At 66.9% G+C, this 24,998-nt stretch carries 21 protein-coding genes, 1 tRNA gene and 1 pseudogene; 16 read left to right on the top strand and 7 right to left on the bottom strand.

Features of this window, described 5'->3' with window-relative positions; translation table 11 throughout:
- Positions 1 to 6: 6 nt before the first annotated feature.
- On the top strand, positions 7 to 1,182 hold the full coding sequence (locus AAID08_RS20105) for a DUF1513 domain-containing protein (RefSeq protein WP_395757834.1): 1,176 nt from the start codon (positions 7 to 9) through the stop codon (positions 1,180 to 1,182).
- A gap of 169 nt (positions 1,183 to 1,351) precedes the next feature.
- A complete protein-coding gene (locus AAID08_RS20100; protein ID WP_054503106.1) occupies positions 1,352 to 2,200 on the top strand; it encodes a mechanosensitive ion channel family protein in 849 nt (282 codons plus the stop codon).
- 83 nt (positions 2,201 to 2,283) lie between these two features.
- Here AAID08_RS20100 and AAID08_RS20095 read toward each other — a convergent pair whose 3' ends face one another.
- Positions 2,284 to 3,045, bottom strand: a complete 762-nt coding sequence (locus AAID08_RS20095) for an IclR family transcriptional regulator (RefSeq protein WP_054503105.1) — start codon at positions 3,043 to 3,045, stop codon at positions 2,284 to 2,286.
- Between the two features lie 160 nt (positions 3,046 to 3,205).
- Between AAID08_RS20095 and AAID08_RS20090 the strand changes: the two genes are divergently transcribed.
- Positions 3,206 to 4,195 carry a tripartite tricarboxylate transporter substrate binding protein gene (locus tag AAID08_RS20090; RefSeq protein ID WP_049072912.1) on the top strand — a complete coding sequence of 330 codons (990 nt, stop codon included), beginning with the start codon at positions 3,206 to 3,208 and terminating at the stop codon, positions 4,193 to 4,195.
- A gap of 69 nt (positions 4,196 to 4,264) precedes the next feature.
- Here AAID08_RS20090 and AAID08_RS20085 read toward each other — a convergent pair whose 3' ends face one another.
- Positions 4,265 to 5,056, bottom strand: a complete 792-nt coding sequence (locus AAID08_RS20085; RefSeq protein ID WP_116791917.1) for an RNA methyltransferase — start codon at positions 5,054 to 5,056, stop codon at positions 4,265 to 4,267.
- Between the two features lie 119 nt (positions 5,057 to 5,175).
- On the opposite strand from AAID08_RS20085, the gene AAID08_RS20080 reads away from it, so the two are divergent.
- The 3 genes from AAID08_RS20080 (at position 5,176) to AAID08_RS20070 (ending at position 8,627) form a co-directional block, all read left to right on the top strand.
- Positions 5,176 to 5,961, top strand: coding sequence for an inositol monophosphatase family protein (locus tag AAID08_RS20080; RefSeq protein WP_054417226.1), 786 nt, complete (start codon positions 5,176 to 5,178; stop codon positions 5,959 to 5,961).
- A gap of 193 nt (positions 5,962 to 6,154) precedes the next feature.
- Positions 6,155 to 7,738, top strand: coding sequence for a TerC family protein (locus AAID08_RS20075; RefSeq protein WP_054503103.1), 1,584 nt, complete (start codon positions 6,155 to 6,157; stop codon positions 7,736 to 7,738).
- Positions 7,739 to 7,763: 25 nt separating this feature from the next.
- Positions 7,764 to 8,627, top strand: a complete 864-nt coding sequence (locus AAID08_RS20070) for an undecaprenyl-diphosphate phosphatase (protein ID WP_395756828.1) — start codon at positions 7,764 to 7,766, stop codon at positions 8,625 to 8,627.
- Positions 8,628 to 8,717: 90 nt separating this feature from the next.
- On the opposite strand, the gene AAID08_RS20065 is transcribed toward AAID08_RS20070, so the two are convergent.
- From AAID08_RS20065 to AAID08_RS20055, 3 genes are all read right to left on the bottom strand, one after another.
- Positions 8,718 to 9,491 (bottom strand): UDP-2,3-diacylglucosamine diphosphatase, encoded by a 774-nt coding sequence (locus AAID08_RS20065; RefSeq protein WP_054503101.1) that lies wholly within the window; start codon positions 9,489 to 9,491, stop codon positions 8,718 to 8,720.
- Entirely contained in the window at positions 9,484 to 9,993 is a 510-nt protein-coding gene (locus AAID08_RS20060; RefSeq protein ID WP_026382011.1) for a peptidylprolyl isomerase, read from the bottom strand. Before AAID08_RS20060 ends, AAID08_RS20065 begins: the two co-directional genes overlap by 8 nt.
- 131 nt (positions 9,994 to 10,124) lie before the next feature.
- Complete coding sequence (locus tag AAID08_RS20055; RefSeq protein WP_054503100.1) at positions 10,125 to 10,808, bottom strand: tetratricopeptide repeat protein; 684 nt, start codon at positions 10,806 to 10,808, stop codon at positions 10,125 to 10,127.
- Positions 10,809 to 11,093: 285 nt separating this feature from the next.
- On the opposite strand from AAID08_RS20055, the gene cysS reads away from it, so the two are divergent.
- The 7 genes and pseudogenes from cysS to AAID08_RS20020 form a co-directional block, all read left to right on the top strand.
- Positions 11,094 to 12,548, top strand: a complete 1,455-nt coding sequence (gene cysS / locus AAID08_RS20050) for a cysteine--tRNA ligase (protein ID WP_064524216.1) — start codon at positions 11,094 to 11,096, stop codon at positions 12,546 to 12,548.
- 20 nt (positions 12,549 to 12,568) lie between these two features.
- Entirely contained in the window at positions 12,569 to 13,213 is a 645-nt protein-coding gene (locus tag AAID08_RS20045) for a DNA-3-methyladenine glycosylase (protein WP_054503300.1), read from the top strand.
- 36 nt (positions 13,214 to 13,249) lie between these two features.
- Positions 13,250 to 14,215, top strand: a complete 966-nt coding sequence (locus AAID08_RS20040) for an acetyl-CoA carboxylase carboxyltransferase subunit alpha (RefSeq protein WP_269873083.1) — start codon at positions 13,250 to 13,252, stop codon at positions 14,213 to 14,215.
- A 142-nt stretch (positions 14,216 to 14,357) separates the two neighbouring features.
- On the top strand, positions 14,358 to 15,356 hold the full coding sequence (tilS, locus tag AAID08_RS20035; RefSeq protein WP_395757833.1) for a tRNA lysidine(34) synthetase TilS: 999 nt from the start codon (positions 14,358 to 14,360) through the stop codon (positions 15,354 to 15,356).
- Positions 15,357 to 15,569: 213 nt separating this feature from the next.
- Positions 15,570 to 16,835, top strand: a complete 1,266-nt coding sequence (locus tag AAID08_RS20030) for an aspartate kinase (RefSeq protein WP_054431502.1) — start codon at positions 15,570 to 15,572, stop codon at positions 16,833 to 16,835.
- A gap of 88 nt (positions 16,836 to 16,923) precedes the next feature.
- Positions 16,924 to 17,016: transfer RNA gene (locus tag AAID08_RS20025), tRNA-Ser, on the top strand.
- A 467-nt stretch (positions 17,017 to 17,483) separates the two neighbouring features.
- Positions 17,484 to 18,140 (top strand): annotated as a pseudogene (locus tag AAID08_RS20020) (phage portal protein); the annotation flags it as partial.
- Between the two features lie 84 nt (positions 18,141 to 18,224).
- Here AAID08_RS20020 and AAID08_RS20015 read toward each other — a convergent pair.
- On the bottom strand, positions 18,225 to 18,512 hold the full coding sequence (locus tag AAID08_RS20015; RefSeq protein WP_395756827.1) for a hypothetical protein: 288 nt from the start codon (positions 18,510 to 18,512) through the stop codon (positions 18,225 to 18,227).
- A gap of 285 nt (positions 18,513 to 18,797) precedes the next feature.
- Between AAID08_RS20015 and AAID08_RS20010 the strand changes: the two genes are divergently transcribed.
- Positions 18,798 to 20,513, top strand: coding sequence for an AIPR family protein (locus AAID08_RS20010; protein WP_395756826.1), 1,716 nt, complete (start codon positions 18,798 to 18,800; stop codon positions 20,511 to 20,513).
- Here the strand turns inward: AAID08_RS20010 and AAID08_RS20005 are convergent.
- Positions 20,474 to 20,893, bottom strand: a complete 420-nt coding sequence (locus AAID08_RS20005) for a hypothetical protein (protein WP_343718697.1) — start codon at positions 20,891 to 20,893, stop codon at positions 20,474 to 20,476. The two genes, AAID08_RS20010 and AAID08_RS20005, sit on opposite strands and share 40 nt — an antisense overlap.
- Here AAID08_RS20005 and AAID08_RS20000 point away from each other — a divergent pair.
- Positions 20,892 to 23,669, top strand: a complete 2,778-nt coding sequence (locus AAID08_RS20000) for an ATP-binding protein (RefSeq protein WP_395756825.1) — start codon at positions 20,892 to 20,894, stop codon at positions 23,667 to 23,669. The two genes, AAID08_RS20005 and AAID08_RS20000, sit on opposite strands and share 2 nt — an antisense overlap.
- A complete protein-coding gene (locus tag AAID08_RS19995; RefSeq protein ID WP_054503098.1) occupies positions 23,666 to 24,958 on the top strand; it encodes an EAL domain-containing protein in 1,293 nt (430 codons plus the stop codon). The genes AAID08_RS20000 and AAID08_RS19995 overlap by 4 nt, the downstream gene beginning before the upstream one ends.
- Positions 24,959 to 24,998: the final 40 nt, after the last annotated feature.

Genomic DNA, 24,998 nt, shown 5'->3' with positions numbered 1-24,998 from the left:
GACCGCATGCTGACCGGCATTGCGCGCGATGTGCGGGCCGGCAACGCGCCGGCGCGCCCCGCGCGGCGCGATTTCCTGGCCTGGGGCGCGGGCGGCGCGCTGGGCGCGGCTCTCGGGTGGCCGCGCCCAGCGCCGGCCGCCCCCGGCGACGAGTCGCAGGCGCGCTATCTGGCGGCGCGGCAGCGCGGCGGCCGCGACGAGACGGTGGTGCTCGATGGCGCCGGACAGGACCGGCACGTGGTGCCGATGCCCGCGCGCGGCCACAGTTTCGCGATCGACGCGCCCGCCGAACGCGCCGTGGTGTTCGGCCGCCAGCCGGGCTTCTTCGCGCTGGCGTTCGACCTGAGCGGCGCCCGCCCGCCGTTCGAACTGCCCTTGCCGGAAGACCGCCATTTCTTCGGCCACGGCGCCTATTTCGACGGCGGCCGGCTGTTGGCCGCGACCGAGAACGATTTCGACGGCGGCCGTGGCGTGCTCGGCATCTACGATGCCACGCCGGGCGGCGGCTACCGCCGCATCGGCGAATACGACAGCGGTGGCATCGGGCCGCACGAGGTGCTGTTGATGCCCGACGGCAAGACGCTGTGCGTGGCCAACGGCGGCATCCTGACCCATCCGGACTACGGCAAGCTCGAACTGAACCTGGACACCATGCGGCCGTCGCTGGCTTACCTGGACGCGGCCAGCGGCGCGCTGCTGGAGCGGGTCGAACTGGCGCCTGACCTGCATCGTCTGTCGATTCGCCATCTCGCGCTGGCGGGCGATGGCAGCGTCTGGTTCGGCTGCCAATACATGGGACCGGCCGGCGACCGTCCGGCGCTGGTGGGGCGCCACCGGCGCGGCGCGCAGCCGGTGCTGTTCAGCGGGCCGGCGGATACGTTGCGCGAGATGCGCAACTACATCGGCTCGGTGGCGGCGGACGCGGCCGGCGCGGTGATCGCCACGTCCAGCCCGGTGGGCGGGCGGGTGCTGTACTGGGATGCGGCCAGCGGCCGCTGCCTGGGCGAGACCCGCCTGGCCGATGGCTGCGGCGTGGCGCCGGCGACGGACGCGGGCTTTCTGGTCAGCAGCGGCCTGGGCGCCATGGTGCGCACCGACGCGGCGGGCGGCGAGCGGCCGGTGCTGGCGCCGTCGCGCGAACGCTCCTGGGACAACCATTTCCGCAAGGTCGCGGCCGCTTGAGGCGGCCCGCGCCGCGCCCCCCGGGGCGATGCGGCGCATGCGATGGCCTGCCACGGCGCGCAGGATGCCTTACAAAGCTTGACATACCGGCCCCCCGTCGCGGCCCTTTCCGCAAGGCGCATCTGATAAAGTTTTCGGCTGTCTTTTTTTGCAAGAAGGAGCGACAACGATGGAAGACGCGTTGAAGGAATTCAATGCCTGGGCCCCCAGGCTGGTGGACCTGGGCATCAATCTGCTCGTGGCCTTGCTGATCCTGGTCATCGGCTGGTGGGTCTCGGCCTTGCTGGGCCGCTGGGTGCGGCGCATCGCCACGCGTTCGAGCAAGATCGATCCGACCATCGTGCCGATGTTCTACAGCACGGTGGTCTGGACGGTGCGCATCTTCACGTTGATCGCGGTGCTGGCGCGTTTCGGGGTGCAGACCGCCAGCCTGATCGCGGTGCTGGGCGCCGCCGGCCTGGCCGTGGGCCTGGCGCTGCAGGGCACGCTGCAGAACATCGCGGCCGGCATCATGCTGCTGATCCTGCGGCCGGTGCGCGCCGGCGAATACGTCGGCCTGAGCACGGGCGCGGAAGGCACGGTCGAAGAGGTCGGCCTGTTCCTGACGCGGCTGGTCCAGGTCGACGGCATCCACCTGACGCTGCCCAACAGCACGGTGTGGAACGCCACCATCACCAACTACAGCCGCAACAAGACGCGCCGCCTGGATATCCCGGTGCCGGTGCGCTATGGCGATGACCTGAACGCGGTGCTGGCGAAGCTGCAGGACATCGTCGCGTCCAATCCGAACGCGCTGAAGGATCCGCAGCCGCTGGTGAAGGTGGTGGACTACAAGGAAAGCGGCGTGGTGGTGAACGTGCGCGTGTGGGCCGAGGCGGCCAAGTACTGGGACCTGCGCTGGGGCCTGTACCAGGACATCCGCCTGTCGCTGGAGGCCGCGGGCTTCCAGGCGCCGATCCCGCTGCGCGAGATCCAGAACCCCAAGGCCAGCGAGCCCAAGGCAGGCGCCGCTGTCTGAGCGTATGGTCGCCAATGAAAAGGGCGTCCCGGCCGATGGCGGGACGCCCTTTTTCATGGCGCGGCGCGGGCCGCGTGCCGGGCTCAGGCCTGGACCGCGAGGCGCGCCAGTTCGGCCTTGATCCAGCCGGCGATCTCGCGCTGGCGCTGGGCCGGCATGCGGTCGATGATGGCCGTCACGCTGACCGCAAGCAGCGGCGCGCCATGGTTGTCGAGCAGGGCGCAGCCCACGCCCAGCGCGCCGCGCACGGCGTGGTTGCCCACCACCGAATAGCCGCGCGCGCGGGTGTTCTCGATCAGTCGGAACATTTCCTGCGGCGTCATGCCGCCGTATTCGTCGAGCCGGCTGGAGTTGCGCTCGACGATGCCGCGGGCGACGTCGTCGGACAGCGCCGCCAGCAGCGCCATGCCGCCCGAGCCCACGCCCAGCGGCTGGCGCTTGCCGGCGTAGGTCGCGAGGATCTGCACCGGGTAACTGCCGATCTCGCGATGCAGGCTGATGGAATCGTCCTCGTCGCGCACCACCAGGAACACCGCGTCGCCGGTGCGGTCGGCCAGGCGCCGCAGCACCGGCAGCAACTGGCGCACGCGCGGATCGCGCGAACGGGTGTCGGGGTCCACCGCCAACTGGGCGCGGTATTTCTTGGTGCCCGTCACCGGCAGCACCAGGCCCGCGTCGAGCAGGGCGGCCAGCAGCCGGTAGATGGTGGGGCGCTGAATGCCCGTCAGGCGGGCAATATCGGTCACGCTGAGGCCATCAGGCCCCTGGTCCCGCAGGGCGGCCAGAACGGCCAGCCCGCGCCGCAATGTGCGTGGGCCTGCGGCCGCGGCATCGCTGTCTTGCATGCAACTCTCTGAAAACTTGGGGGTTATTGCGTCTTGGCAAGGGAAAACCATAGTCCGTACCGTGGACTCTACCTTGATGCTCCGCTCGTGTATAGATCAGAATGCAGCATCCAATAATTCAAATCGTCCATTTAATGGACAGTATCAGCACGGAGACTATATGATGACCGGTCAAAAGCCTGGACTGCGGCGTCTTGCCGCCACGCTACTGGCTACCGCCGCAAGCGCTTTCGCCATGGGTTCCGCCCAGGCCGCCTATCCCGATAAACCTGTCCGCATCGTGGTCGGCTTCTCCGCCGGCGGCACCACCGATGTGATCGCCCGCATCATGGCCAAGGAACTCACCGAGAGCCTGGGCCAGTCGTTCGTGGTCGAGAACAAGCCGGGCGCCGGCAGCAACATCGCCACCGACCAGGTGCAACGCGCCGCGCCTGACGGCTACACGCTGCTGTTCGTGGCCGTCACCAGCGCCATCAACCAGACGCTGTACAAGAACGTCACGTTCGACCTGACGAAGGACTTCACTCCCGTGGCGCTGGGCGCCAAGGTGCCGAACATCCTGGTGGTCAACCCGCAGGTGCCGGTCAAGACGGTGCAGGAACTGGTCGATTACGCCAAGAAGAACCCGGGCAAGCTGGCGTTCGCCTCGTCGGGCAGCGGCACCTCGATCCACATGGCAGGCGAGCTGTTCAAGATGCAGGCCGGCATCGACGTGCTGCACGTGCCCTACAAGGGCAGCGCGCCGGCCATCACCGACCTGATCGGCGGCCAGGTGCAGTTCATGTTCGACAACATGCCGTCGGCCTGGCCGCACGCCCAGTCGGGCAAGCTGCGCGCACTGGCGGTGACCACCGCCGAGCGTTCCAAGAGCGCGCCGGACCTGCCCACCATGAAGGAAGCGGGCTTCGCCAACTTCGACGTGTCGTCGTGGTTCGGCCTGATCGCGCCGGCCGGCACGCCGCCCGAGGTGGTCAACAAGCTCAACGCCGCCATGGTCAAGGCGCTGGACAAGCCCGACGTGCAACTGGCTTTCGAAAAGCTGGGCGCCGTGGGCGTCAAGACCACGCCGGCCGAATTCGGCCAGTTCATCAAGTCGGAAGTGGAAGGCTGGGCGCCGGTGGTCAAGGCGTCGGGCGCCAAGGTCGACTGATCGCGCGCTTCGTGCCGCGGCGGGTCAACCGCCGGCGGCCGATGACAGGGGACGGGCCGATGCCCGTCCCTATTTTTTTGCATCGCCGTCGCGGCGGGCCGTGGCCAGCATGGCGGTGCAGACCCCGCGCATCATGTCCACCTCGTCGCGGGTCAGGGCGACGCGAGAAAAAAGGTGCCGCATGCGCGGCAGCAGCTTCTTGGGATGGGCCGGGTCCAGGAACCGCACGCCCACCAGCGCCTCTTCCCAGTGCGCCAGGAAGGCCTGCACCGCCTCGCCCGAGGCCGGCTCGGCGCCGCGCGAGGGCGCCTGCGCGGTCGAGGCCGGCAGCAACGGGGCGCCCTGGTCCACCAGCAGCGCGTAGCGCAGCTCCCAGGCCGCCAGTTGCAGCGCCTGGGCGACGTTCAGCGAGCTGTACTCGGGGTTGGCCGGAATGTGGCAGATGCGGTGGCACAGTCCGATCTGGTCATTGGTGAGACCGGCGCGCTCGGTGCCCAGCACGATGGCGGTGCAGCCCTCGGCGGTTTCGGCCAGGTGGGCGCAGGCCAGGTCGGCGGCCTGGCGGATGTCGCAGGGCGGGGGGCCGAGGTCACGCACCCGGGCGGTCAGGGCGAACGCCAGCGTCACGGGCGCCAGCGCCTCTTCCAGGGTATCGTAGATGCGCGCGTTTTCCAGCACGTCCAGGGCGCCGCTGGCCAGGGCCACGGCCTCCGGCTGGCTGGTGACATCGGCGAATTTGGGACCCACCAGCACCAGTTCGGAGAAGCCCATGGTCTTGATCGCGCGGGCCGCCGAACCGACGTTTCCGGGGTGGCTGGGGTTCACCATGATGAAGCGAACGCGTGAAAATGCTTGAGTCATTTAAAATGGCACGTTTGGCTTAGTGCCTTCCTGGTTTTTTGAGCCGGTTTCCCCCTGTCGGGGGCGGTGGATCCGGGGGGGTGGCTAGCGGCCTACCCACCGCATACGTACGGAATTTTATGCACCCGATGCTCAACATCGCCATCAAGGCGGCCCGGCGTGCCGGCACCATCATCAACCGTGCCAGCATGGATTTGGAACGACTCAGCGTGGCTCGCAAGGGGCCGCGCGATTATGTCACGGAAGTCGATCGCGCCGCCGAGGAGTCCATCGTCGAGACGCTGCGCGCCGCCTATCCGGACCATGCCGTCCTGGGCGAGGAATTCGGCTTGCAGGGCCCCGACCAGGCCGAATTCCAGTGGATCATCGATCCGCTGGACGGCACCACCAACTTCATCCACGGCCTGCCCAACTACGCCGTGTCGATCGCGCTGACCCAGCGCGGCCAGGTCACGCAGGCGGTCATCTATGATCCCTCGCGCAATGAACTGTTCACCGCCAGCCGTGGCAGCGGCACCTTCCTGAACGACCGCCGCGTGCGCGTCTCGGGCCGCACCCGCTACCACGAGGCCCTGCTGGGCGCGCACTGGCCCAACTCGGGCGACCTGGAGCAGGGCTCGGCCCGATTCCGCGCCATGGCCGAAGGCAGCACCGGCGTGCGCCGCCTGGGCGCCACCGTGCTGGACCTGGCCTATGTCGCCTGCGGCCGCCTGGACGGCTTCTGCGGCGTGGGTCTGAAGCCCTGGGACCTGGCGGCCGGCAGCCTGATGGTGCTGGAAGCCGGCGGCCTGGTCGCCGATTTCGACGGCGAGCAGGGCTGGATGGATTCCGGCAACGTGCTGGCCGCCAGCCCGAAGATCTTCACGCAGATGCTGTCGGCGCTGAACCCGACGCCGGCGGCCTGACGCCGCGGGCGCGTCCCGACGCATTCCCGAAGCCGGCCCATGTGGCCGGCTTTTTTGTCGCGCGCGCCGTTGCGCATCCCAGCGCGGCGCACGCCTCGGCACAGTTCCGTAAGCCATCCGCGCGACCCCTGTCACCGGCGTGTCACGCGTTTTCCGGGTACGATTACCGGTCGTGTAACTTCTGGAGCTCCTGATGGAGTGGCTGCTGGACCCCGCTGCGTGGGTCGGCTTGCTTACCCTGGTCGTCCTTGAGATCGTCCTGGGAATCGATAACCTAATTTTCATCGCCATCCTGGCGGACAAGCTGCCGCCGTCGCAACGCGACCGTGCGCGCATCCTTGGCCTGAGCCTGGCGCTCGTCATGCGGCTTGGCCTGCTGTCGGTCATGTCGTGGCTGGTCACCCTGACCACCCCCCTGTTTTCGATCGGACCGCTGTCGCCCTCGGGGCGCGACCTGATCCTCATGGCCGGCGGCTTCTTCCTGCTGTTCAAGGGCACCATGGAGCTGCACGAGCGGCTCGAAGGCGGGCAGCATGGCGGCTCCTCGGGACCGCGCGTGTACGCCAGCTTCTGGGTCATCGTGACGCAGATCGTGGTGCTGGACGCGGTGTTCTCGCTGGACTCGGTCATCACCGCGGTCGGCATGGTGGACCACCTGGCCATCATGATGATCGCCGTGGTCATCGCCATCGGCATCATGCTGCTGGCCTCCAAGCCGCTGACGCGATTCGTCAACGCGCATCCGACGGTGGTGGTGCTGTGCCTGGGCTTCCTGCTCATGATCGGCTTCTCGCTGCTGGCCGAGGCCTTCGGCTTCAAGGTGCCCAAGGGCTACCTGTACGCTGCCATTGGCTTCTCGGTGGCGATCGAGGCCCTGAACCAGGTGGCGCGCCGCAACCTGCTCAAGCTGGACGCGCGCCGGCCCATGCGCGAACGCACCGCCTCGGCGGTGCTGCGCATGCTGGGCAAGCGCCCGCCGGCCGACGAGCCCGACCTGCCCAGCGCCGACGGTCCCGCCATCCCGGCCTTCGGCGTCGAGGAGCGCAACATGGTCAGCGGCGTGCTGACGCTGGCCGAGCGCTCGATCCGCTCGATCATGACGCCGCGCACCGACGTGTCGTGGATCAACATCGACGACGACCCCGACACCATCCGCCGCCAGATCACCGAGGCGCCGCACAGTTTCTTCCCGGTCTGCCGCGGTTCGCTCGACGAGGTGCTGGGCATCGCCCGCGCCAAGGACCTGGTGGCCGACCTGATCACCGAGGGCCGGGTGCGCCGCAACCGCCTGCGCGACCCGATCATCGTGCACGAGGCCATCGGCATCCTGCGCCTGATGGACACCCTCAAGCGCTCGCGCGGCCAACTGGTGCTGGTGGCCGACGAGTTCGGCGCCATCGAGGGCCTGGTGACGCCGATCGACGTGTTCGAGGCCATCGCCGGCGAATTCCCCGACGAGGACGAACTGCCCGACATCGTCGCCGACGGGCCCAACACCTGGAAGATCGACGGCGCGGCCGACCTGCACCACGTCGAGCAGGTCCTGGAAACCGAAGGCCTGGTCGACGAGGCGCAGGACTTCTCCACCCTGGCCGGCTACCTGCTGTCGCGCTTTGGCCACCTGCCCAAGCCGGGCGACGTCTGCGAATACGAATTCCACCACGACCATTTCCGCTTCGAGGTGCTGGAAATGGACGGCCGCCGCATTGCCCTGGTGCGCGTCGAGAAACGCTCCCCAGAGCCGCTGGACGAAGACGCCGCGCTGACCAACGACTAGATGCCTTCAAGGAACCCTTGCCATCGTGACTGATACCACGCTCTATCTCATCAAGGCCTTCATCCTCGGCATCGTCGAGGGGCTGACCGAGTTCATCCCGGTGTCCAGCACCGGCCACCTGATCCTGATCGGCGACTGGCTCAACTTCGAATCCAGCCAGGGCAAGGTGTTCGAGGTGGTGATCCAACTGGGCTCGATCCTGGCGGTGATGTGGATTTTCCGCGCGCGGCTGCTGCGGTTGATCCGCGGCACCCTCACCGGCGTGCCGAGCGAGGTGGCGTTCACCCGCAACCTGTTGATCGCCTTCCTGCCGGCGGCGGTCATCGGCGCCATCTTCATCAAGTCCATCAAGCAGGTGTTCTACCACCCCGGCGTGGTGGTGGTGACGCTGGTGCTGGGCGGCCTGATCATGCTGTACGTGGAACGCCGCACCCGCCACACCCCCGGCGACGCGCCGGGCGCGGCCGACGATACCGCCTCGGATGAGCGCGCCACCGCCCATACCCTGGAACAGATCACCTGGAAGCAGGCGCTGGGCGTGGGCGTGGCGCAATGCCTGGCCATGATTCCCGGTACCTCGCGTTCCGGCGCCACCATCATCGGCGGCATGATCGCCGGCATCCAGCGCAAGACGGCCACCGAGTTCTCGTTCTTCCTGGCCATGCCGACCATGCTGGGCGCGGCCGTGTACGACATGTACAAGAACATGGACCTGCTGACGCAGCACGACCTGTCCGGCATCGCCGTGGGCTTCGTGGCGGCCTTCCTGAGCGCCATCGTGGTGGTGCGGGCGGTGCTGCGCTTCGTGGCCAACCACACCTATCGCGTGTTCGCCTGGTACCGGATCGTGTTCGGCGCCATCGTGGCCGCCTGGATCTTCACCCGCTGAGATCCGCGCCGCGCCAACGCGACGGGCAAAAAGAAAGGGCCGCGCATGACGCGGCCCTTTGCTTTCGGACGGACAGGACGGGCGCGCCGCCTATTCGGCTGTTTCCAGGTCGTAGAACTGCAGGCCGTCGCGGTCGATGACCAGCCAGCCGCCGCGCGGCGGCGAGACGTGGTCGCAGTCCCAGTCCGGCAGCACCCAGCGCTCGCGCTTGACGCCGTCGACCTCCAGCACGTGGCGGGCGGGGCGGTGCGTGTGGCCGTGCACCATCAGCTTGACGCCATGGTCGCGGAAGGCCTGCGCAACGGCCCCGGCGTTGACGTCCATGATCTCCATGGACTTGCCCTGGTTGGCCATCTGGCTTTCGCCACGCGCCTGCTGCGCCATCGCCAGGCGCTCGGGGATGGTCTTGGCCAGGAATTCAGCCTGCCACCGCGGGTTGCGCACCATCTGGCGGAACTGCTGGTAGGCCGCGTCGTCGGTACAGAACTCGTCGCCGTGGGTCAGCAGGATGTCGCCGTAGTCGGTCTGCAGCAGCGCCGGCTCGGGCAGCAGCTTGGCGCCCACCGCGGCGGCCAGTTCCTCGCCGATCAGGAAGTCGCGGTTGCCGCGGCCGAGCCACACCGGAATCCGGCCGGCCGTGGCGCGCAGCGCCGTCAGCGCCGTGGCGAGCCACGGCGGCGCGGCGCGGATCACGTCGTCGCCGATCCAGGCGTCGAAGATGTCGCCCGGCAGCAGCAGGGCGGCGGCTTCTTCCTCGGCCGCCTGCAGGAAGGCCAGGAAGGCCTCCGCCGTGGCCGGCGTGGCCGGCCCCAGGTGCAGATCGGAGGCCAGCCAGACCGGGCCGGACAGGGCGATCTTATTCAAGAACTTCGGCCTTCTCGATGATCACGTCTTCGTTCGGCACGTTCTGGTGGAAGCCCTTGTTGCCGGTCTTCACGCCCTTGATCTTGTCGACCACGTCGGTGCCTTCGGTGACGCTGCCGAACACGGCGTAGCCCCAACCGTTGGGCGTGGGTGCGGTGAAGTTCAGGAAGTCGTTGTTCGAGACGTTGATGAAGAACTGCGCGGTGGCCGAGTGCGGGTCGCTGGTGCGGGCCATCGCCAGGGTGTACTTGTCGTTCTTCAGGCCGTTGTTGGCCTCGTTCTCGATCGGGGCGTGGGTCTGCTTCTGCTTCATGCCGGGCTCGAAGCCGCCGCCCTGGATCATGAAGCCATCGATCACGCGATGGAACACCGTGCCGTTGTAAAAGCCTTCCTTGACGTAGGTCAGGAAGTTCTCGACGGTCTTGGGCGCCTTGGCGGCGTCCAGGGTGATGACCATGTCGCCTTGGTTGGTGTGAAGCTTGACGCGGGGATTGGTGCTCATGGCTTTTGTGCCTTCAGAGGTGGAGTTGGAGGGGGCGGCCGCGGGCGCGGCGCTGACGAGCGCCGGGGCAAATGCCAGCGCGAACGAGCACGCCGTCAGGCGCAGCAGGTGAAGAGGGGAGTAACGGGACGTCATTTGCGTTGCTTATCCTTCAGCATGGTTTCGACTTCGCGGGCCTTGTCCTGCATGCCGGGCACGCCTTCCTTGGCGGCCTGCTTGTAGGTGCGCAGGGCCTGCAGCAGTTGCAGGTCGCCCAGGTTGGCGCGCGCGGCGGCGTAGCCCGGGTCGGCGCGCAGGGCCATTTGCAGGGCGTCCTGCGCTTTTTCAAGTTCGCCCCGGCTGGCATATAGAGCCGCCAGGTTGTTCCAAGGTTCCGGCAGCTCGGGGAAGCGGGTCGTCATCTCGGTGTAGATGTCGATGGCCTCGGCCTTGCGGTCGAGCGCGGCCAGGGCGCGCGCATGCTGGAACATCAGTTGCACGTCGGTGCCGCGCTGGTCCTTGATCTCGGCTTCGCGCTTTTCGATCATCGCCAGCGCCTCGGCGTTGTCGCCGCGGTTCAGCAGGCGTTCGATGTGGGTGGTGATCTGCGAGGCGGACGGCTGCAGCCGGGTGTCCACGCTGGGCTGCATCGACTTGAGCACGTTCGACAGGCCGTCCCAGCCGCCCTCGGGCGGAATCGGGTCCAGGGTGGTGCGATTGGCATTCGGGTTCTCGCCCGATCCGCCGGCCATGGATTGGGCATGGGCGCCGGCCAGCGGCGAGCCGGCCAGGGCCAGGGCGAGCAGGGTGACGCAAAAACGCGGCTTGATAGTCACGTGGGCATCCGTTAAAAGTCGTGGCCGGCCGGCGCTGACGCGCGCGGCCGGGCCGCTTGCTATACTTGACGACCGCCATTTTAGCCTCGGTTGGGTTTTTGGCTCGACAATGGGTGAATTCGGTGGGTAAGGCCGGTAGGTGAAGCCGGTGGGCCGCAGACTGGATGACGCGAACCCGGGCATCGCCCGAACCACCCGGCCGGACGGCAAGCCTCGAAGGTATCGTCCTTCGGGCGCAACGATTTCCGCGGCCGCCACGGAAAGAACAGGACCATCACAAGCGCCATGCTGCAAATCTACAACACGTTATCGCGTACCAAAGAACCGTTCAAACCGGCCCAGGCCGGTCAGGTGCGCATGTACGTGTGTGGCATGACCGTGTACGACTTCTGCCACCTGGGCCACGCCCGCATGCTGGTGTCCTTCGACGTGGTGCAGCGCTGGCTGCGCGCCAGCGGCCTGGCGGTCGACTACGTGCGCAACATCACCGACATCGACGACAAGATCATCCGCCGCGCGGTCGAGACCGGCCGCCGCATCGGCGAGGTCACCGAGTTCTACATCGACGCCATGCACGCCGACGAGCGCGCGCTGGGCGTGGCTTCGCCCGACCGCGAGCCGCGCGCCACCGAGTACGTGGGCGAGATGCTGGACATCATCGGCAAGCTCGAGCAGAAGGGCCTGGCCTACCAGGCCGATGACGGCGACGTGAACTACGCCGTGCGCGGTTTCGAGGGCTACGGCAAGCTGTCGGGCAAGACCCTGGACGACCTGCGCGCCGGCGAGCGCGTGGCGGTGGGCTCGGCCAAGCGCGACCCGCTCGACTTCGTGCTGTGGAAGTCCGCCAAGGAAGAAGAACCGGCCGACACCAAGTGGGAATCGCCCTATGGCCTGGGCCGGCCGGGCTGGCACATCGAGTGCTCGGCCATGAGCAAGTCGCTGCTCGGCCTGCCGCTGGACATCCATGGCGGCGGCCCCGACCTGAAATTCCCGCACCACGAGAACGAGATCGCCCAGACCGAGGGCGCCTTCGGCGGCACGCTGGCCAACATCTGGATGCACTGCGGCCCGCTGATGGTCGATTCGGACAAGATGTCCAAGTCGCTCGGCAACTTCCGCACCATCCGCCAGACCATCGCCCAGGGCGAGCCGGCCGCCGACACGGCCGACTACCGCGTCAACCCGCGTGAAGCGGAAATGGTGCGCTTCTTCATCGTGCGCAACCACTACCGCAGCCCGCAGAACTACACGCCGGACAACCTGGTCGACGCCCAGAACGCGCTCGACCGCCTGTACCAGGCGCTGCAGAACGTGCCGGCGGACGACCAGGGCATCGACTGGAACGAGCCGCAGGCGCAGGCCTTCAAGGCCGCCATGGACGACGATTTCAACAGTTCGGGCGCGGTCGCGGCCCTGTTCGAGCTGGCCTCCGAGGCCAACCGCGGCAAGAGCGCGCGCAGCGCCGGCCAGCTCAAGGCCCTGGGCGGCCTGCTGGGCCTGCTGCAACAGGACCCGGCGACGTATTTCCAGTCGTCCACCCGCTATTCGGCCGCCGGCATGGAGCAGGGCGCGCGCGCCGAACTCGACGCCGCCGCCATCCAGGCCCTGATCGACGCCCGCGCCGCCGCCAAGGCCGCGCGCGACTTCGCCCAGGCCGACCGCATCCGCGCCGAGTTGCGCGAAGCCGGCATCGAGCTCGATGACAAGCCGGGCGGCCTGACGCAGTGGCGTCGGGCGTGACCCCCCTGGATACGCCCGCCATGTCCATCGCAGATACCGAGATTCCCAAGCCGGATTATTGGGAAGCCGCCGTCGCCCACCTGATGCGGCGCGACCGCATCCTGAAAAAGATCATTCCCCAGCACCCCGAGGTCTGGCTGACGTCGCGCGGCACGCCGTTCGTGACGCTGGCCCGCGCCATCATCGGGCAGCAGGTCTCTGCCAAGGCGGCCGACGCCGTCTGGGACAAGTTCCTGGAAGCCGCCGGCAAGCGTCCCACGCCGGTGGCGGTGTTGCGCGTGGGCCTGGAAGGCCTGCGTGCGGCCGGCCTGTCGCAGCGCAAGGCCGAGTACGTGCTGGATCTGGCGGTGCATTTCGGCGAACGCCGGGTGCACCCCGAGAAATGGGCGGCCATGGACGACGAGGCCGTCATTTCGGAATTGACCGCCATCCGCGGCATCGGACGCTGGACGGCGGAGATGTTTTTGATTTTCAATCTGCAGCGGCCCGATGTCCTGCCGCTGGATGATCCTGGGTTGCTCAAGGCAATCTCGCTACACTATTTCAGCGGCGAGCCTGTCTCGCGCTTCGAGGCTCGTGAAGTCTCGCTGGCGTGGCAACCCTGGCGTACCGTGGCAACCTGGTATCTGTGGCGCAGTCTGGAACCGACGCCGGTCCAATACTGACGCAATCCAGGTCGCCCATCTACGGAACCACACTACATGCGCAATACATTTCTGGAATTTGAACAGCCGCTCGCCGAGCTTGAGAACAAGATCGAGCAGCTGCGCTATGTGCAGGCCGATTCGGCGGTGGACATCTCCGACGAGATCGGACGTCTGCAGCAGAAGAGCCAGTCGCTGGCCAAGGAGATCTACGCCAAGCTCACCCCTTGGCAGACGGCGCTGGTCGCCCGCCACCCCCAGCGTCCCTACACGCTGGACTACGTGCGCGAGATCTTCACCGACTTCCACGAACTGCACGGCGACCGCATGTACGCCGACGACCAGTCCATCGTGGGCGGCCTGGCGCGCTTCAACGGCATGCCCTGCATGGTGATCGGCCACCAGAAGGGCCGCGACACCAAGGAACGCGCCGCGCGCAACTTCGGCATGCCGCGTCCGGAAGGCTACCGCAAAGCCCTGCGCCTGATGCGCCTGGCCGAGAAGTTCGGCATTCCCGTGTTCACCTTCGTCGACACCCCGGGCGCCTATCCCGGCATCGGCGCCGAGGAACGCGGCCAGTCCGAAGCCATCGGCCACAACCTGTACGCCATGGCCGAACTGAAGGTGCCCGTGATCGTCACCATCATCGGCGAAGGCGGCTCGGGCGGCGCGCTGGCGATCGCCGTGGGCAACGCCGTGCTGATGCTGCAGTACGCGACCTACGCGGTGATTTCGCCCGAAGGCTGCGCCTCGATCCTGTGGCGCAGCGCCGACAAGGCGCCCGAGGCCGCCGAGGCGCTCGCCATCATCGCCCCGCGCCTGAAGGACCTGGGCCTGGTCGACCGCGTCATCAACGAACCCGTGGGCGGCGCGCACCGCGACCCGCGCGTCATGGCGCGTCTGCTTCGCCGCGCGCTCGGCGACGCCCTGCGCCAGTTGCAGGGCATGACGCCCGAGCAACTGGTGGAACAGCGGGTGCAACGCCTGCTGTCCTACGGCGCCTTCCAGGAAGTGCGCGCCTGAGCGAAGCGCGCGCGCCGGCCTTGGCCGGCGCCGCGGCCGCTTCCGGCCCGCGCCCGCCGCCATGACTTCCCGCCCCGCGTCCGACTCGACTGCCGCGGGGACCCCTTTCCCCCATCCCGTCTCGCCCGACCTGATCGCGGCCCTGCGCCGCGCCCTGCAAGCCCTGCCGCGGCCGCCTGGGCGGTTCGCCGTGGCTGTCAGCGGCGGCGCCGACTCGGCCATGCTGGCGGTCCATGCCGCCGCCGTGGCGCGGGAACTGGGCGCCGGCGTGGCGCTGCTGCACGTGCATCACGGCCTGCAGGCCGCCGCCGACGGCTGGCGCGATCAGGTCCAGGCCCTGGCCGGTCTGCTGGAACTGCCGCTGCGCCAGGCCCGCGTCGAGGTCGACGCGGCCGGCGGCAAGGGCATCGAGGCCGCCGCGCGCGACGCCCGCTATGCCGCGCTGGCGCGGCTGGCGGACGAGGAGGGCATCGGCCTGGTCCTGCTGGCGCACCACCGCAACGACCAGGCCGAGACCGTGCTGCTGCGCCTGCTGCGCGGCACCGGGCTGGCCGGCATGGCGGCCATGGCGCCGCTCACATCGCGTGACGGCCTGACCTATCTGCGGCCGTGGCTGGAGCAGGACCGGACGACGATCCTGCAGGCCGCGCGGCAGTTTGCTGACGCCACCGGCTGGCACGCGGTGCAGGACCCGACCAACGCCGATCCGCGCTACACCCGCGCCGCGCTGCGCGAATTGCTGGCGCCGGTGCTGGATGCGCGCTGGCCCGGCTGGCGCGCCATCGTCGCGCGCCACGCCCGGCACATGGCCGAGGCGGGCGAGATCCTGGACGAGGTGGCGCGCGAGGATTTCGCCGCGCTGGAGCCGGGCGCGGACGGCGCCAGCTTCTCGCTGGCGGCCTGGCGGCGGCTGTCGCCGGCGCGCCAGGCGCACGTGCTGCGCCACTGGATGGCGCAACAGGGCGCCCGCATGCCGACCGAGGCGCGCCTGAACGACCTGCTGCGCCAACTGCGCGGCGTGCACAGCCTGGGGCACGACCGCCAACTGCGGGTCGAGCAGGCCGGCCACGTGGTGCGCTGCCATCGCGGGCGGGTCTGGATCGAGCCGCGGCCGGATCCGCAACCGCCGGCGTCACGTTAGCGCAAAGGTGGGGGCGCCCGGCGCCGGCAGGCGCTGCGCAGTGAAATCCGCGGCTGGCGCCGTCGAATTCTGGCCAGAACGACATTTTTCCGGAAAAAACGACCGTTCCCTGGAAAGAAAATTCCATGGCCTGCGCAAATTTTTACCGTCGGGATAGAATATGAGGTTTTGCCCGCCCCCACTCTTGCGGCGGGTCCCCAGCCAGAGTACGAGATGTCCCTGATCGTTCATAAATATGGCGGTACTTCGATGGGCTCGGTCGAGCGCATCAGGAACGTGGCGCGACGCGTCGCGAAGTGGCACGCTGCCGGCCACCAGGTTGTCGTGGTGCCGTCGGCCATGGCAGGCGAAACCAATCGCCTGCTGGGCCTGGCGCGCGAGATTACGCCCCAGCCCGACGCGCGCGAGCTCGACATGATCGCCGCCACCGGCGAGCAGGCCAGCAGCGGCCTGTTGGCCATCGCGCTGCAGGCCGAAGGCGTCGCCGCCCGCAGCTACGCGGGCTGGCAGGTGCCGGTGCGCACCGATTCGTCGTTCACCAAGGCCCGCATCACCTCGATCGACGACGCCCGTATCCGCGGCGACCTCGACGCCGGCCGCGTGGTCATCGTCACCGGCTTCCAGGGCGTGGACCCTGACGGCCACATCACCACCCTGGGCCGCGGCGGCTCCGACACCTCGGCCGTGGCCGTGGCGGCGGCGCTCAAGGCCGATGAATGCCTGATCTACACCGATGTGGATGGCGTCTACACGACCGATCCGCGGGTGGTGCCCGAAGCGCGCCGCATGGCCGTCGTTTCCTTCGAGGAAATGCTGGAAATGGCTTCGCTGGGCTCCAAGGTCCTGCAGATCCGCTCGGTCGAATTCGCCGGCAAATACCGTGTGCCGACGCGGGTGCTGTCCTCGCTGACCGACCCGCTCATCCCGCTCGACGAAGAAATGCGTTCGGGCACGCTGATTACTTTTGAGGAAGACGAAAAAATGGAAGCCGCCGTTGTCTCCGGCATCGCCTTCAGCCGCGACGAAGCCAAAATCACCCTGCTGGGCGTGCCCGACAAGCCCGGCATCGCCTTCTCGATCCTGGGCCCTGTCGCCGCCGCCAACATCGACGTCGACATGATCGTGCAGAACCAGTCCGTGGCTGGCACGACCGATTTCTCGTTCACCGTGAACCGCAACGAGTTCGCGCGCGCCGTCGACCTGCTCAAGCGCGAAGTCATCCCCGCCGTGGGCGCGCGTGAACTGTCGACCGATGAAAAGGTCGCCAAGGTCTCGATCGTCGGCATCGGCATGCGCTCGCACGTTGGCGTGGCCAGCCTGATGTTCCAGACGCTTTCGCAGGAAAGCATCAACATCCAGATGATCAGCACCAGCGAGATCAAGACCTCGGTCATCATCGACGACAAGTACATGGAACTGGGCGTGCGCGCGCTGCACAAGGCCTTCGGCCTGGACCAGGCGCCCGCCGCCAAGGCCTGAGCGACGCGGGTCCGGCACGGTTTTTTTCACGCCCGCGGCATTGCGCGGGCAACAGTGTAAAAAGTCGTGCTAGAATCTCGTTCTCTTCGGAGATGTGCCCGAGAGGCTGAAGGGGCTCCCCTGCTAAGGGAGTATGTGGCTAAAAACTGCATCGTGGGTTCGAATCCCACCATCTCCGCCAGATTTCCAGCCTGGCATGCCAGGCTGGCAAGAAACCCGCAGAACGCAAGTTCTGCGGGTTTTTTCTTTGGGTTGCGTTTTCCCTGCTTGTGCCTGGATAGCTCAATACACGCGCAGGTATTTTTACGGGTACTGCGGGGGAACGCGCTCATAGAAGCGAAAAGTACCCGTATATGATCGCCAAGGCTTGGACAGACGAACTGAGATCAAAGCCCGCACGGCAAGGCCCGGCGAGAAGGACTACAGGCTGGTCGACGGTGGCAAGCTGTATCTGGTCAAGGCCGACGGCGGCAAGTAATGGCGCTGCCACTATCGGTCATCGAACGCAGACGCACGATGGCGATGGACGTCTATCGCGGCGTCACGATGACGCGGCGCAAGACAAAAGAAGATCATCGCTCGTACAGATTGCTAGCTGACTTAGAGGCTGCGGCTCGATATATGTGAGCCAGGAACCGGCAGCCGCTCATTCAGTATGCGTTTGCCAAGTGCATGCGGCGCGGGGTGCTGTCCGACCTTTTTTGTGCCCCCTCAGGTCAGCAGCATGAGTTCCGGCAAAGCACGATATGCCAGCTCACGCAGTCGCACATCAATCAGGAGGTCTATGGCCTGCCCGAGTACTTGGCCGCCCTCAACGCGGCATGGTTGAACGAGTCCACCAGGCTCTTCCGGCGCAGGTACTACCTGAACGGCAGTCATGCGGGGTTCGTCACGTACCTGACGGACACTGTGACGGATACCAGCTATGTGGACGACATCCGCGCAGCCATGAAGGATTCCAAGGGGCCGGGCAACTTCCGCAATCTGTTCGTGTACGCGCCTGGCGGCAAGAAGGATGGGATGCAGATCATCATCCCGGTTAGCGAAGTGGCCGCGCGCGATGACTTCTTCAACATCAAGAACGTGTCGCGCGACGACGTGCTTGCGGCGCACCGTGTGCCGCCCCAGCTCATGGGCCTGGTGCCGTCGAATTCTGGCGGCTTCGGCACGCCGATATCAGCCGCCCAGGTCTTCGCGCGCAACGAGCTGGAGCCGCTGCAGGCCAAGTTCTTGGAGATCAACGACTGGCTGGGCTATGAAGTGGTCCGCTTCAAACCCTACGTCATCCAGGGCGCGAGCGAGTAGCCGCGCAGCCAGTGGTCACGATCAGCCCCGCACTCGCGGGGCTTTTTTTCGCCAGTGCTCCGGCCAGCGCCGGGCGGCTGTGCGTCAACGCTGTTCGCCACGCTTGCGCCCTTGCTTGACCGCGAGGGGTTCGGTCAAACAGGGCTCGCCCTGCACGTATTCCAGCAGCCCTACGACGTGGTCAATGATGTCCTGTCGGTGGCGCAGGGTGGAGGCATTTCGCAAGCCCGCTTCCAACGCGATCAGAACGCGCTGCAGGCGCCAGATTTCCCAGGCCAGGGCGCACCCTTCGGCCGATGGATTGCGGGCGTACAGCTCGCGTATGCGGGCCGCAGACATGGGAGTGGGCGGGGGACGGTCGAGCATGGTCATGATGGCACCTCAAAGTACTGTATAAATATACAGTAATGTGGTGTGTCACCACCGCTGGCGCGCAGTCTTCCCCCCTCCACGCCTGCACGCTAAACCCGAGAGAAATGACTCATCCATGCATCACGCCTTTTGCTAGAGTGAGCGCAGGCTGGATATGTACCGGGATTTACGATTTAGGCGACGCAGAACGACGCAGTACGGACGCAACACTTGGCTCACGGCAGGCGTTGAATTTGTCTGTTACGTATTAAAATGTTCTGTTGCCGCTCATTTGCGGAGGGGAGTATGTCTGTGCACCACACCGATGATTTTGCGACCCAGGCTGATCTACATGGTCAGTTTGGAATGGGGAACGCCCATCTTATCTGGGTTATGTCCATGTATCTGGATCAGCCTGATCCAATCGAATTGGGCGTCAACGCGTTAACTGACCAGCCTGACGACAAGAAGCTCGATTTCGTGTATTTGGATAGAGACGAGCGGCGACTTGTCTTTGCACAGGGCTACTTTACCCAGAAGGTTGGGGGAGCCGCGCCAGCCAACAAAGCTTCGGATTTGAACACGGCAGCTGCGTGGTTGGTTTCCGGAGATTTGACGAAAGTTCCAAAGGAATTGGCTGACATCATTCGCGAATGCCGAGCAGCAATTGATCAGGGTGATATCGACCAGATCGAATTGTTGTATGTGCACAATCTGATGCAGTCAAAGAATGTAGCAGACGAGCTTGAAACTGCCCGGAGACATTTGGAACGGGGTTTCGAAGGAAGAAATATTCAGGTTACTGCCAAGGAGATTGGGCTAGAAGAATGCGAACGCCTCTTCGTGGCGAGGGAAAGTGGCATCCTCGTGAAAGACGAGATCCTTGTCCCCGCCCCTGTATTGTTCGAAGAACAAGGTAAAGATTGGCGAGCAGCTGTAATTTCGCTTCCAGCTTCTTGGCTGTACGAGCAGTTTCACACTCATTCCACAGAACTGTTTTCCGCGAACTATCGCGGATTCCTGGGTGTAAGCAAGCGTAGGAAGATCAACGCGGGCATAAAACAGACGGCTGAGAACGCCCCTACGGATTTCTGGATGTTCAATAATGGGCTGACACTGTTGACCCTCGATTACCAGCAAACGAGGGATGGCACCCTAATTTCAGGATGCTCGATCATCAATGGTGCGCAGACCACTGGCTCTATAAGTCAAATCGATCGTTCGAAACACGATCTGTCTCAAGTGCGCGTGTTAGCGCGTGTGGTCGCTTGCGGGCAACAAGAGACGGTTCGGAACATAGTGAGATTCAACAACACCCAGAACGAGATCACGACCTGGGATCAATATAGCAACACAGAGACGCAACGGAGGCTCGCCGATGAGTTTGCTGCTTTGGGCCATGGATACTCATTGAAGCGTGGCTTTGGTCAATCGCTTTCCGGCCTTGGGATTGAGGTGGTGGCGCAGCCGCTTCTTGCGTTTTCCGGAGCGCTGGACGACGCGGTACGAGGAAAAAACACAATCTTCGACAGGAAGTCTGCCTACAACCGAGCCTTTGAAGGAAAGTCAGCCCGTCACATCCTGTTTGTGTATGCGCTAGCAAAAGCTATCGACGATATTCGTTCTGAGCTTAAGTCGAAGAATGCAGCAGGGCAACTCATTAAAGCGCAGCAAAAGCAACTTCGGATTGCACGCATAGTGCGTTTTAAGTACTTTTTCATGGCAGTTGTTGGCGCCTGCCTAGAAACTATCGTTGCGAGACGGGTGGACACAGAGCACGTTGCGTTCAGCCAGGAGGCATCTGACGCCAGGAGAAAAACCCTCGAGGAGCTTGCGTTAGCGTGGAAGCCTGTGGTCATGGCCATTTTTTCGATCTTCGCAACTCAGATTGGTGATGAGCCTGCTGACGTCTTGGCCGACGGCGCCCAAGTGACGCGTCTGGCGGAGACCATTTCCGGCATCGTGCTTGCCACAAACCTCAATCAGCAGCCTGCCATCCAAGAATTTATCGCTTTGCTGTAGGAGTCTTTGGGAGCCGCCGCAAACCTTGTTGGCTCCACAAGTTTCTTAGGAAGACTGATCAGCGTGAGGGTATTTTTGCGGGTATTTTTATTTGTCTGGTGTGTAAGGTGCTTATTTTTCAATAGCTTGATCGCATTGTTCGAATCCCACCATCTCCGCCAGATTTCCAGCCTGGCATGCCAGGCTGGCAAGAAACCCGCAGAACGCAAGTTCTGCGGGTTTTTTCTTTGCGCGCGCGTCGTCGCGCGGCGGGCCGGCGCCACGTCGGCTTTAAGAAAATTCTTGGTTTGGGCGGTAGGACGGAATTCTATGATCGGCGGCATGATCGTAGCCCCCCGCACCCGGGAAGCCCCGACCGCGGCGGCGCCGGGGCTGTCCATGCTTTTACTGCACCTGTTCGCCGTCGCGCTCGCGGCCTGCTTCCTGGTGGGGACCGCGCTGTACGCCTACGGGGCGTTCACCGCCGAGGTCTCGAAGTACCGCCGCCGCATGAACGCCGGCGCCTACAACGCCCAGTTGTATTTCGACCAGCGCGAGGCGCTGCTGCGTTCCGTGGCGGCTTCAACTGTGCGCAACAGCCGCCGCTTGCCGCTGTCGCAGATGCCGCAGACGCTCGGTCCCTCCGGCCAGGTCACGGTGGCGCCGCTGGCCGATGCCGGCGGCGCCTTTGACTGGGCGTTGATCCTCACGCCGCGCGATCGCGTCAACGTGGCGCAACTGCGCGCCCACATCGTCTACGTCTCGCCGTCCGGCGGCGCGGCCGCCCGCCTGGCGATGCCGGCAGATGGCGGCGTCACGCCGATGTCCGGCGACACCGCCCGCTGGCTGGCGCAGGCGCTGCGGCTGCGCAGCGCGCGGCCGGGGCCGGACGGCCGCACGCCGATCGTCTGGCTGCGGCCGCCGATGGATCCGGCCAATCGCCTGTTCCTCTACACGCCGGCCGATGTCGCGGGCGAGGACCGCACCTGGATCGGGCTCGAGGTGGGCGGCCTGGGGGCGGTGCTCGACCCGGTGGAGTGCGCCAGCGGAGGGGCCAGCTACGCGCTGTATGACGGCGACGGCGCCATGGCCCTGCATGGCGGCAAGCTGCCGCCTCGGGTCGAGGAGACGCCGGCCTACCTGTCGCGCGATTCGTTCCGCCTGCGCGGGGCGAGCTGGTGGCCGCAGACGCTGGTGCTGGTCAAATCGGTGGGCGAGGCGGGTTGGCGGCTGGCCTATTACGTGCCGATCAGCGACCTGATCGAGGATGGCGCGCCGGCGTTCGAGGCGGCCGCCGGCGTGGCGCTGGCGCTGCTGGCGGCGGTGCTGCTGGCGGTACGCCATCTGCGCCTTCGGCTGGTGCGGCCGGCGCAGCGGCACTACGCGGCGCTGCTGGACAGCGTGGCGCTCAACCGCAAGATCGTCGAGGTGGCGCCGGTCGGCCTGTGCCTGCTGCGGCGCGCCGATGGCGCGGTGCTGCTGTCGAACGCCGCGGCCCGTCAATGGCTGGGCGAGCGCGACCACTGGCGCGAGACGCTGCTGCGGGCGGGCGCCGAGACCGGCGGCGAGGAATGCACGCTGGAGAACGGCCGCAGCGCCTACGTGGCGTTCGCCGCCACCACCTATCAATCCGAAGACGTCGTGCTGTGCGGCATCAGCGACATCACGGCGCAGAAGAAGGTCGAGCACGCGCTGCGCCAGGCCAAGCTGGCCACCGACCAGGCCAGCGCCTCGAAGGCGATGTTCTTTGCCGCCATCAGCCACGAAATCCGCACGCCCCTCTACGGCATTCTCGGCACGCTCGAGCTGCTGGCCATGAGCGGCCTGAGCGCGCCGCAGCGACAGTACCTGGACACGATCCAGCAGTCGTCGTCGACGCTGCTGCGCACCGTCAACGGCACGCTGGACCTGTCGCGCATCGAGGCCGGCCGCGAGGAGCTGGAGATCGGCGCGTTCTCGCCGGCCGAGCTGGTGGAACAGGTGGTGGCCAATTACGCGGCGCGGGCCGCCGCCAAGGGGTTGACCCTGTATGGCCTGAGCGAGGTCGGCATGCCGATGACGGTGCGCGGCGACGCGGTGCGCATCCAGCAGATCCTCAACAATCTGGTCAGCAACGCGGTCAAGTTCACCGAGGCGGGCCGCGTGGTGCTGCGCGCCTGCGCCGCCGTCGCCCGCGAGCCGGGGCAGGTCCGGCTGCGGTTTCAGGTGGCGGACACCGGCCCGGGTATCCGCGAGGACCACCGCGCGCGGCTGTTCGAGCCGTACTTCCGGATCCCCGCGGGGCAGGGGGGCGACAGCGGCGGCACCGGCCTGGGGCTGACGATCTGCCGGCGCCTGTCGGATCTGATGGGCGGCGCGCTGTCGGTGGTCAGCGAGGAAGGGCTGGGCACCAGCATTGCGTTCTGCCTGACGCTGGCGGCGGACGAGCCGGTCGGCGCCGCGCCGGTCGCGCTGGCGCCGCGGCCGGTGTATGTCGATGGCGCGGTGCCCGAAGTGGTCGACAACGTACGCGGCTGGCTGAGCGCGTGCGGCGCGGCCGCGCTGCCGTACCGCCAGGCGGGCGACGCCGCCGGGTCGGCGGATGCGGTGCTGGTGCGGACCTGGCCGCCGTCCGCGCCGGCGCCGCAGTGGCGGCAACGGCAGGTCACGGTGTGGGCGCCCGGGGCGAGCCAGGACGCCTTCATGGCCGACGCGGCCGAAGGCGTGGCGAGCGCGTCCGACCCCGCCAGCATCTGCCGCGCCGTGCGCATGGCGCAGGACGGAGTCGAGCCCGGCGCGTCCGGCGTGGCGGGGGCTGCGTCGCGGTCGCTGGACCTGCGGGTGCTGCTGGTCGAGGACAACGCGATCAATCAGCGGGTGCTGCGCGAGCAGCTCGAATACCTGGGCTGCGTGGTGACGCTGGCCAGCCAGGGCGACGAAGCCTTGCGGCAATGGCGCGCGCAGCCGTTCGACCTGGTGCTGACCGACCTGAACATGCCCGTGTCCGACGGCTACCAATTGGCGCGGGCGCTGCGCGACGCGGGCCACGCCGGACCGATCATCGGTCTGACGTCGGGCTCGAGCGCCGAGATCGTGCAGCGCGGCCTGGCCGCGGGCATGGATCAGGTGCTGGGCAAGCCATTGCCCTTCCTGGTGCTGGCGCAGACCCTGCACGGGATCGCGAAGGATCCGACATGACTTCGCCGGCCGCCTGCCGGGCGCTGGTCCTGGACGATCATCCGCTGCAGTGCCTGTCGCTGCGCGACCTGCTGCGACAGGCCGGCGTCGGTCTCGTCGATACCGCCGAGAACGCCGCCGCCGCGCTCGAATGCCTGCGCGTCGCGCGCTACGATCTGGTGCTGACCGACATCCGCATGCCCGGCATGGACGGCGCGCAGTTCATCCGCGAGCTGGCCGGGCTGGCGCGGCCGCCGATGCTGGCGGTCGTCACGGGGTGCGGGCGCGCGCTGGCCAACAGCATCGGGTTGATGGCCAGCGAAATCGGGCTGCCGCTGCTTGGCGTCTTCGTCAAACCCGTCACGGCCGAACAGGTCCGCGGCCTGGTGGCGCAGTGGCGCGCCCGCGTCTCGGCGCGGGCGGCGGGGCGGCCCGCTGGCGCGGGCTACGCGCCGTCGCGCGGCGACGTGATGGCGGCCTTGCGCGCGGGCGACATACAAGCCTGGTTCCAGCCCAAGCAGTCGCTGGCGTCCGGCGCCATCGCGGGGGCCGAGGCGCTGGCGCGCTGGCGCCATCGCGACCAGGGCCTGCTGCTGCCTGGCGCGTTCCTGCCGACGGTGCGCCGCCACGGCCTGGAGCACGAACTGCTGATCCGCATGCTCGACGACAGCCTCGCGGCCATCAGCGCCTGGCGCCGCGCCGGCTTCCGCATCCCGGTCTCGGTCAACCTGCCGGTGCGCCTGCTGGACCGGCCGCGGCTGCCCGAGGAATTGTGCGCGCGGGTCGCGCGCCGGGGCCTGGCGGCCGAGGACATCACCTTCGAACTGCTGGAAGACGACATGACGGTGGCGCCGGGCAATTATCATATGGGGGCCAGCCGGCTGCGGCTGCAGGGTTTCGGCCTGGCCCAGGACGACTTCGGCAAGGGCTACAGCTCGCTCTACAGCCTGATCTCGACGCCTTTCACCGAATTGAAGATCGATCGCGCCTTCGTCCACGGCGCCCCCGAAGACGAGTCCCGCGCGGCCGCATTGCTGTCCGCGGCGCAGCTTGGACGGCGATTGGGGCTGCGGGTCACCGCCGAGGGCGTCGAGACCGAGGCAGCGCGGCAATTCCTGCGGCGCATCGGCTGCGATTATGCGCAGGGCTTCCTGATCTCGCCCGCGGTGGACCCGGCGGCGTTCCAGGCGCTGCTGGGCGCGCCGCCCTTTTCCAATCACCCGATTCCACCCGTGAATCCCCGCGACCCGCGTGAGCCGGTCGGCGCCGCGCGCATGGCGCGGCGCCGGCCTGGCGCGCGCGGGCAATGACGCATCCATGAAACTGGACACACCGTTGATAAGAGTCATA

Source organism: Achromobacter sp. EB05, assembly GCF_044232075.1.
Taxonomy (GTDB): Bacteria; Pseudomonadota; Gammaproteobacteria; order Burkholderiales; family Burkholderiaceae_B; genus Achromobacter; species Achromobacter dolens.
This window is presented reverse-complemented; position numbering and strand designations above follow the sequence as displayed.

What these genes read in the sequence shown, in the direction of transcription:
- AAID08_RS20060 (WP_026382011.1), bottom strand. Translation starts at nt 9,993, where the DNA reads ATGAGCACCAATCCCCGCGTCAAGCTTCACACCAACCAAGGCGACATG.
- AAID08_RS20015 (WP_395756827.1), bottom strand. Translation starts at nt 18,512, where the DNA reads ATGACCATGCTCGACCGTCCCCCGCCCACTCCCATGTCTGCGGCCCGC.
- AAID08_RS20075 (WP_054503103.1), top strand. Translation starts at nt 6,155, where the DNA reads ATGGAGTGGCTGCTGGACCCCGCTGCGTGGGTCGGCTTGCTTACCCTG.
- AAID08_RS20040 (WP_269873083.1), top strand. Translation starts at nt 13,250, where the DNA reads ATGCGCAATACATTTCTGGAATTTGAACAGCCGCTCGCCGAGCTTGAG.
- AAID08_RS20085 (WP_116791917.1), bottom strand. Translation starts at nt 5,056, where the DNA reads ATGACTCAAGCATTTTCACGCGTTCGCTTCATCATGGTGAACCCCAGC.
- AAID08_RS20000 (WP_395756825.1), top strand. Translation starts at nt 20,892, where the DNA reads ATGCTTTTACTGCACCTGTTCGCCGTCGCGCTCGCGGCCTGCTTCCTG.
- AAID08_RS20005 (WP_343718697.1), bottom strand. Translation starts at nt 20,893, where the DNA reads ATGGACAGCCCCGGCGCCGCCGCGGTCGGGGCTTCCCGGGTGCGGGGG.
- AAID08_RS20045 (WP_054503300.1), top strand. Translation starts at nt 12,569, where the DNA reads ATGTCCATCGCAGATACCGAGATTCCCAAGCCGGATTATTGGGAAGCC.
- AAID08_RS20105 (WP_395757834.1), top strand. Translation starts at nt 7, where the DNA reads ATGCTGACCGGCATTGCGCGCGATGTGCGGGCCGGCAACGCGCCGGCG.
- AAID08_RS20010 (WP_395756826.1), top strand. Translation starts at nt 18,798, where the DNA reads ATGTCTGTGCACCACACCGATGATTTTGCGACCCAGGCTGATCTACAT.
- AAID08_RS20030 (WP_054431502.1), top strand. Translation starts at nt 15,570, where the DNA reads ATGTCCCTGATCGTTCATAAATATGGCGGTACTTCGATGGGCTCGGTC.
- AAID08_RS19995 (WP_054503098.1), top strand. Translation starts at nt 23,666, where the DNA reads ATGACTTCGCCGGCCGCCTGCCGGGCGCTGGTCCTGGACGATCATCCG.
- cysS (WP_064524216.1), top strand. Translation starts at nt 11,094, where the DNA reads ATGCTGCAAATCTACAACACGTTATCGCGTACCAAAGAACCGTTCAAA.
- AAID08_RS20095 (WP_054503105.1), bottom strand. Translation starts at nt 3,045, where the DNA reads ATGCAAGACAGCGATGCCGCGGCCGCAGGCCCACGCACATTGCGGCGC.
- AAID08_RS20100 (WP_054503106.1), top strand. Translation starts at nt 1,352, where the DNA reads ATGGAAGACGCGTTGAAGGAATTCAATGCCTGGGCCCCCAGGCTGGTG.
- AAID08_RS20090 (WP_049072912.1), top strand. Translation starts at nt 3,206, where the DNA reads ATGATGACCGGTCAAAAGCCTGGACTGCGGCGTCTTGCCGCCACGCTA.
- AAID08_RS20080 (WP_054417226.1), top strand. Translation starts at nt 5,176, where the DNA reads ATGCACCCGATGCTCAACATCGCCATCAAGGCGGCCCGGCGTGCCGGC.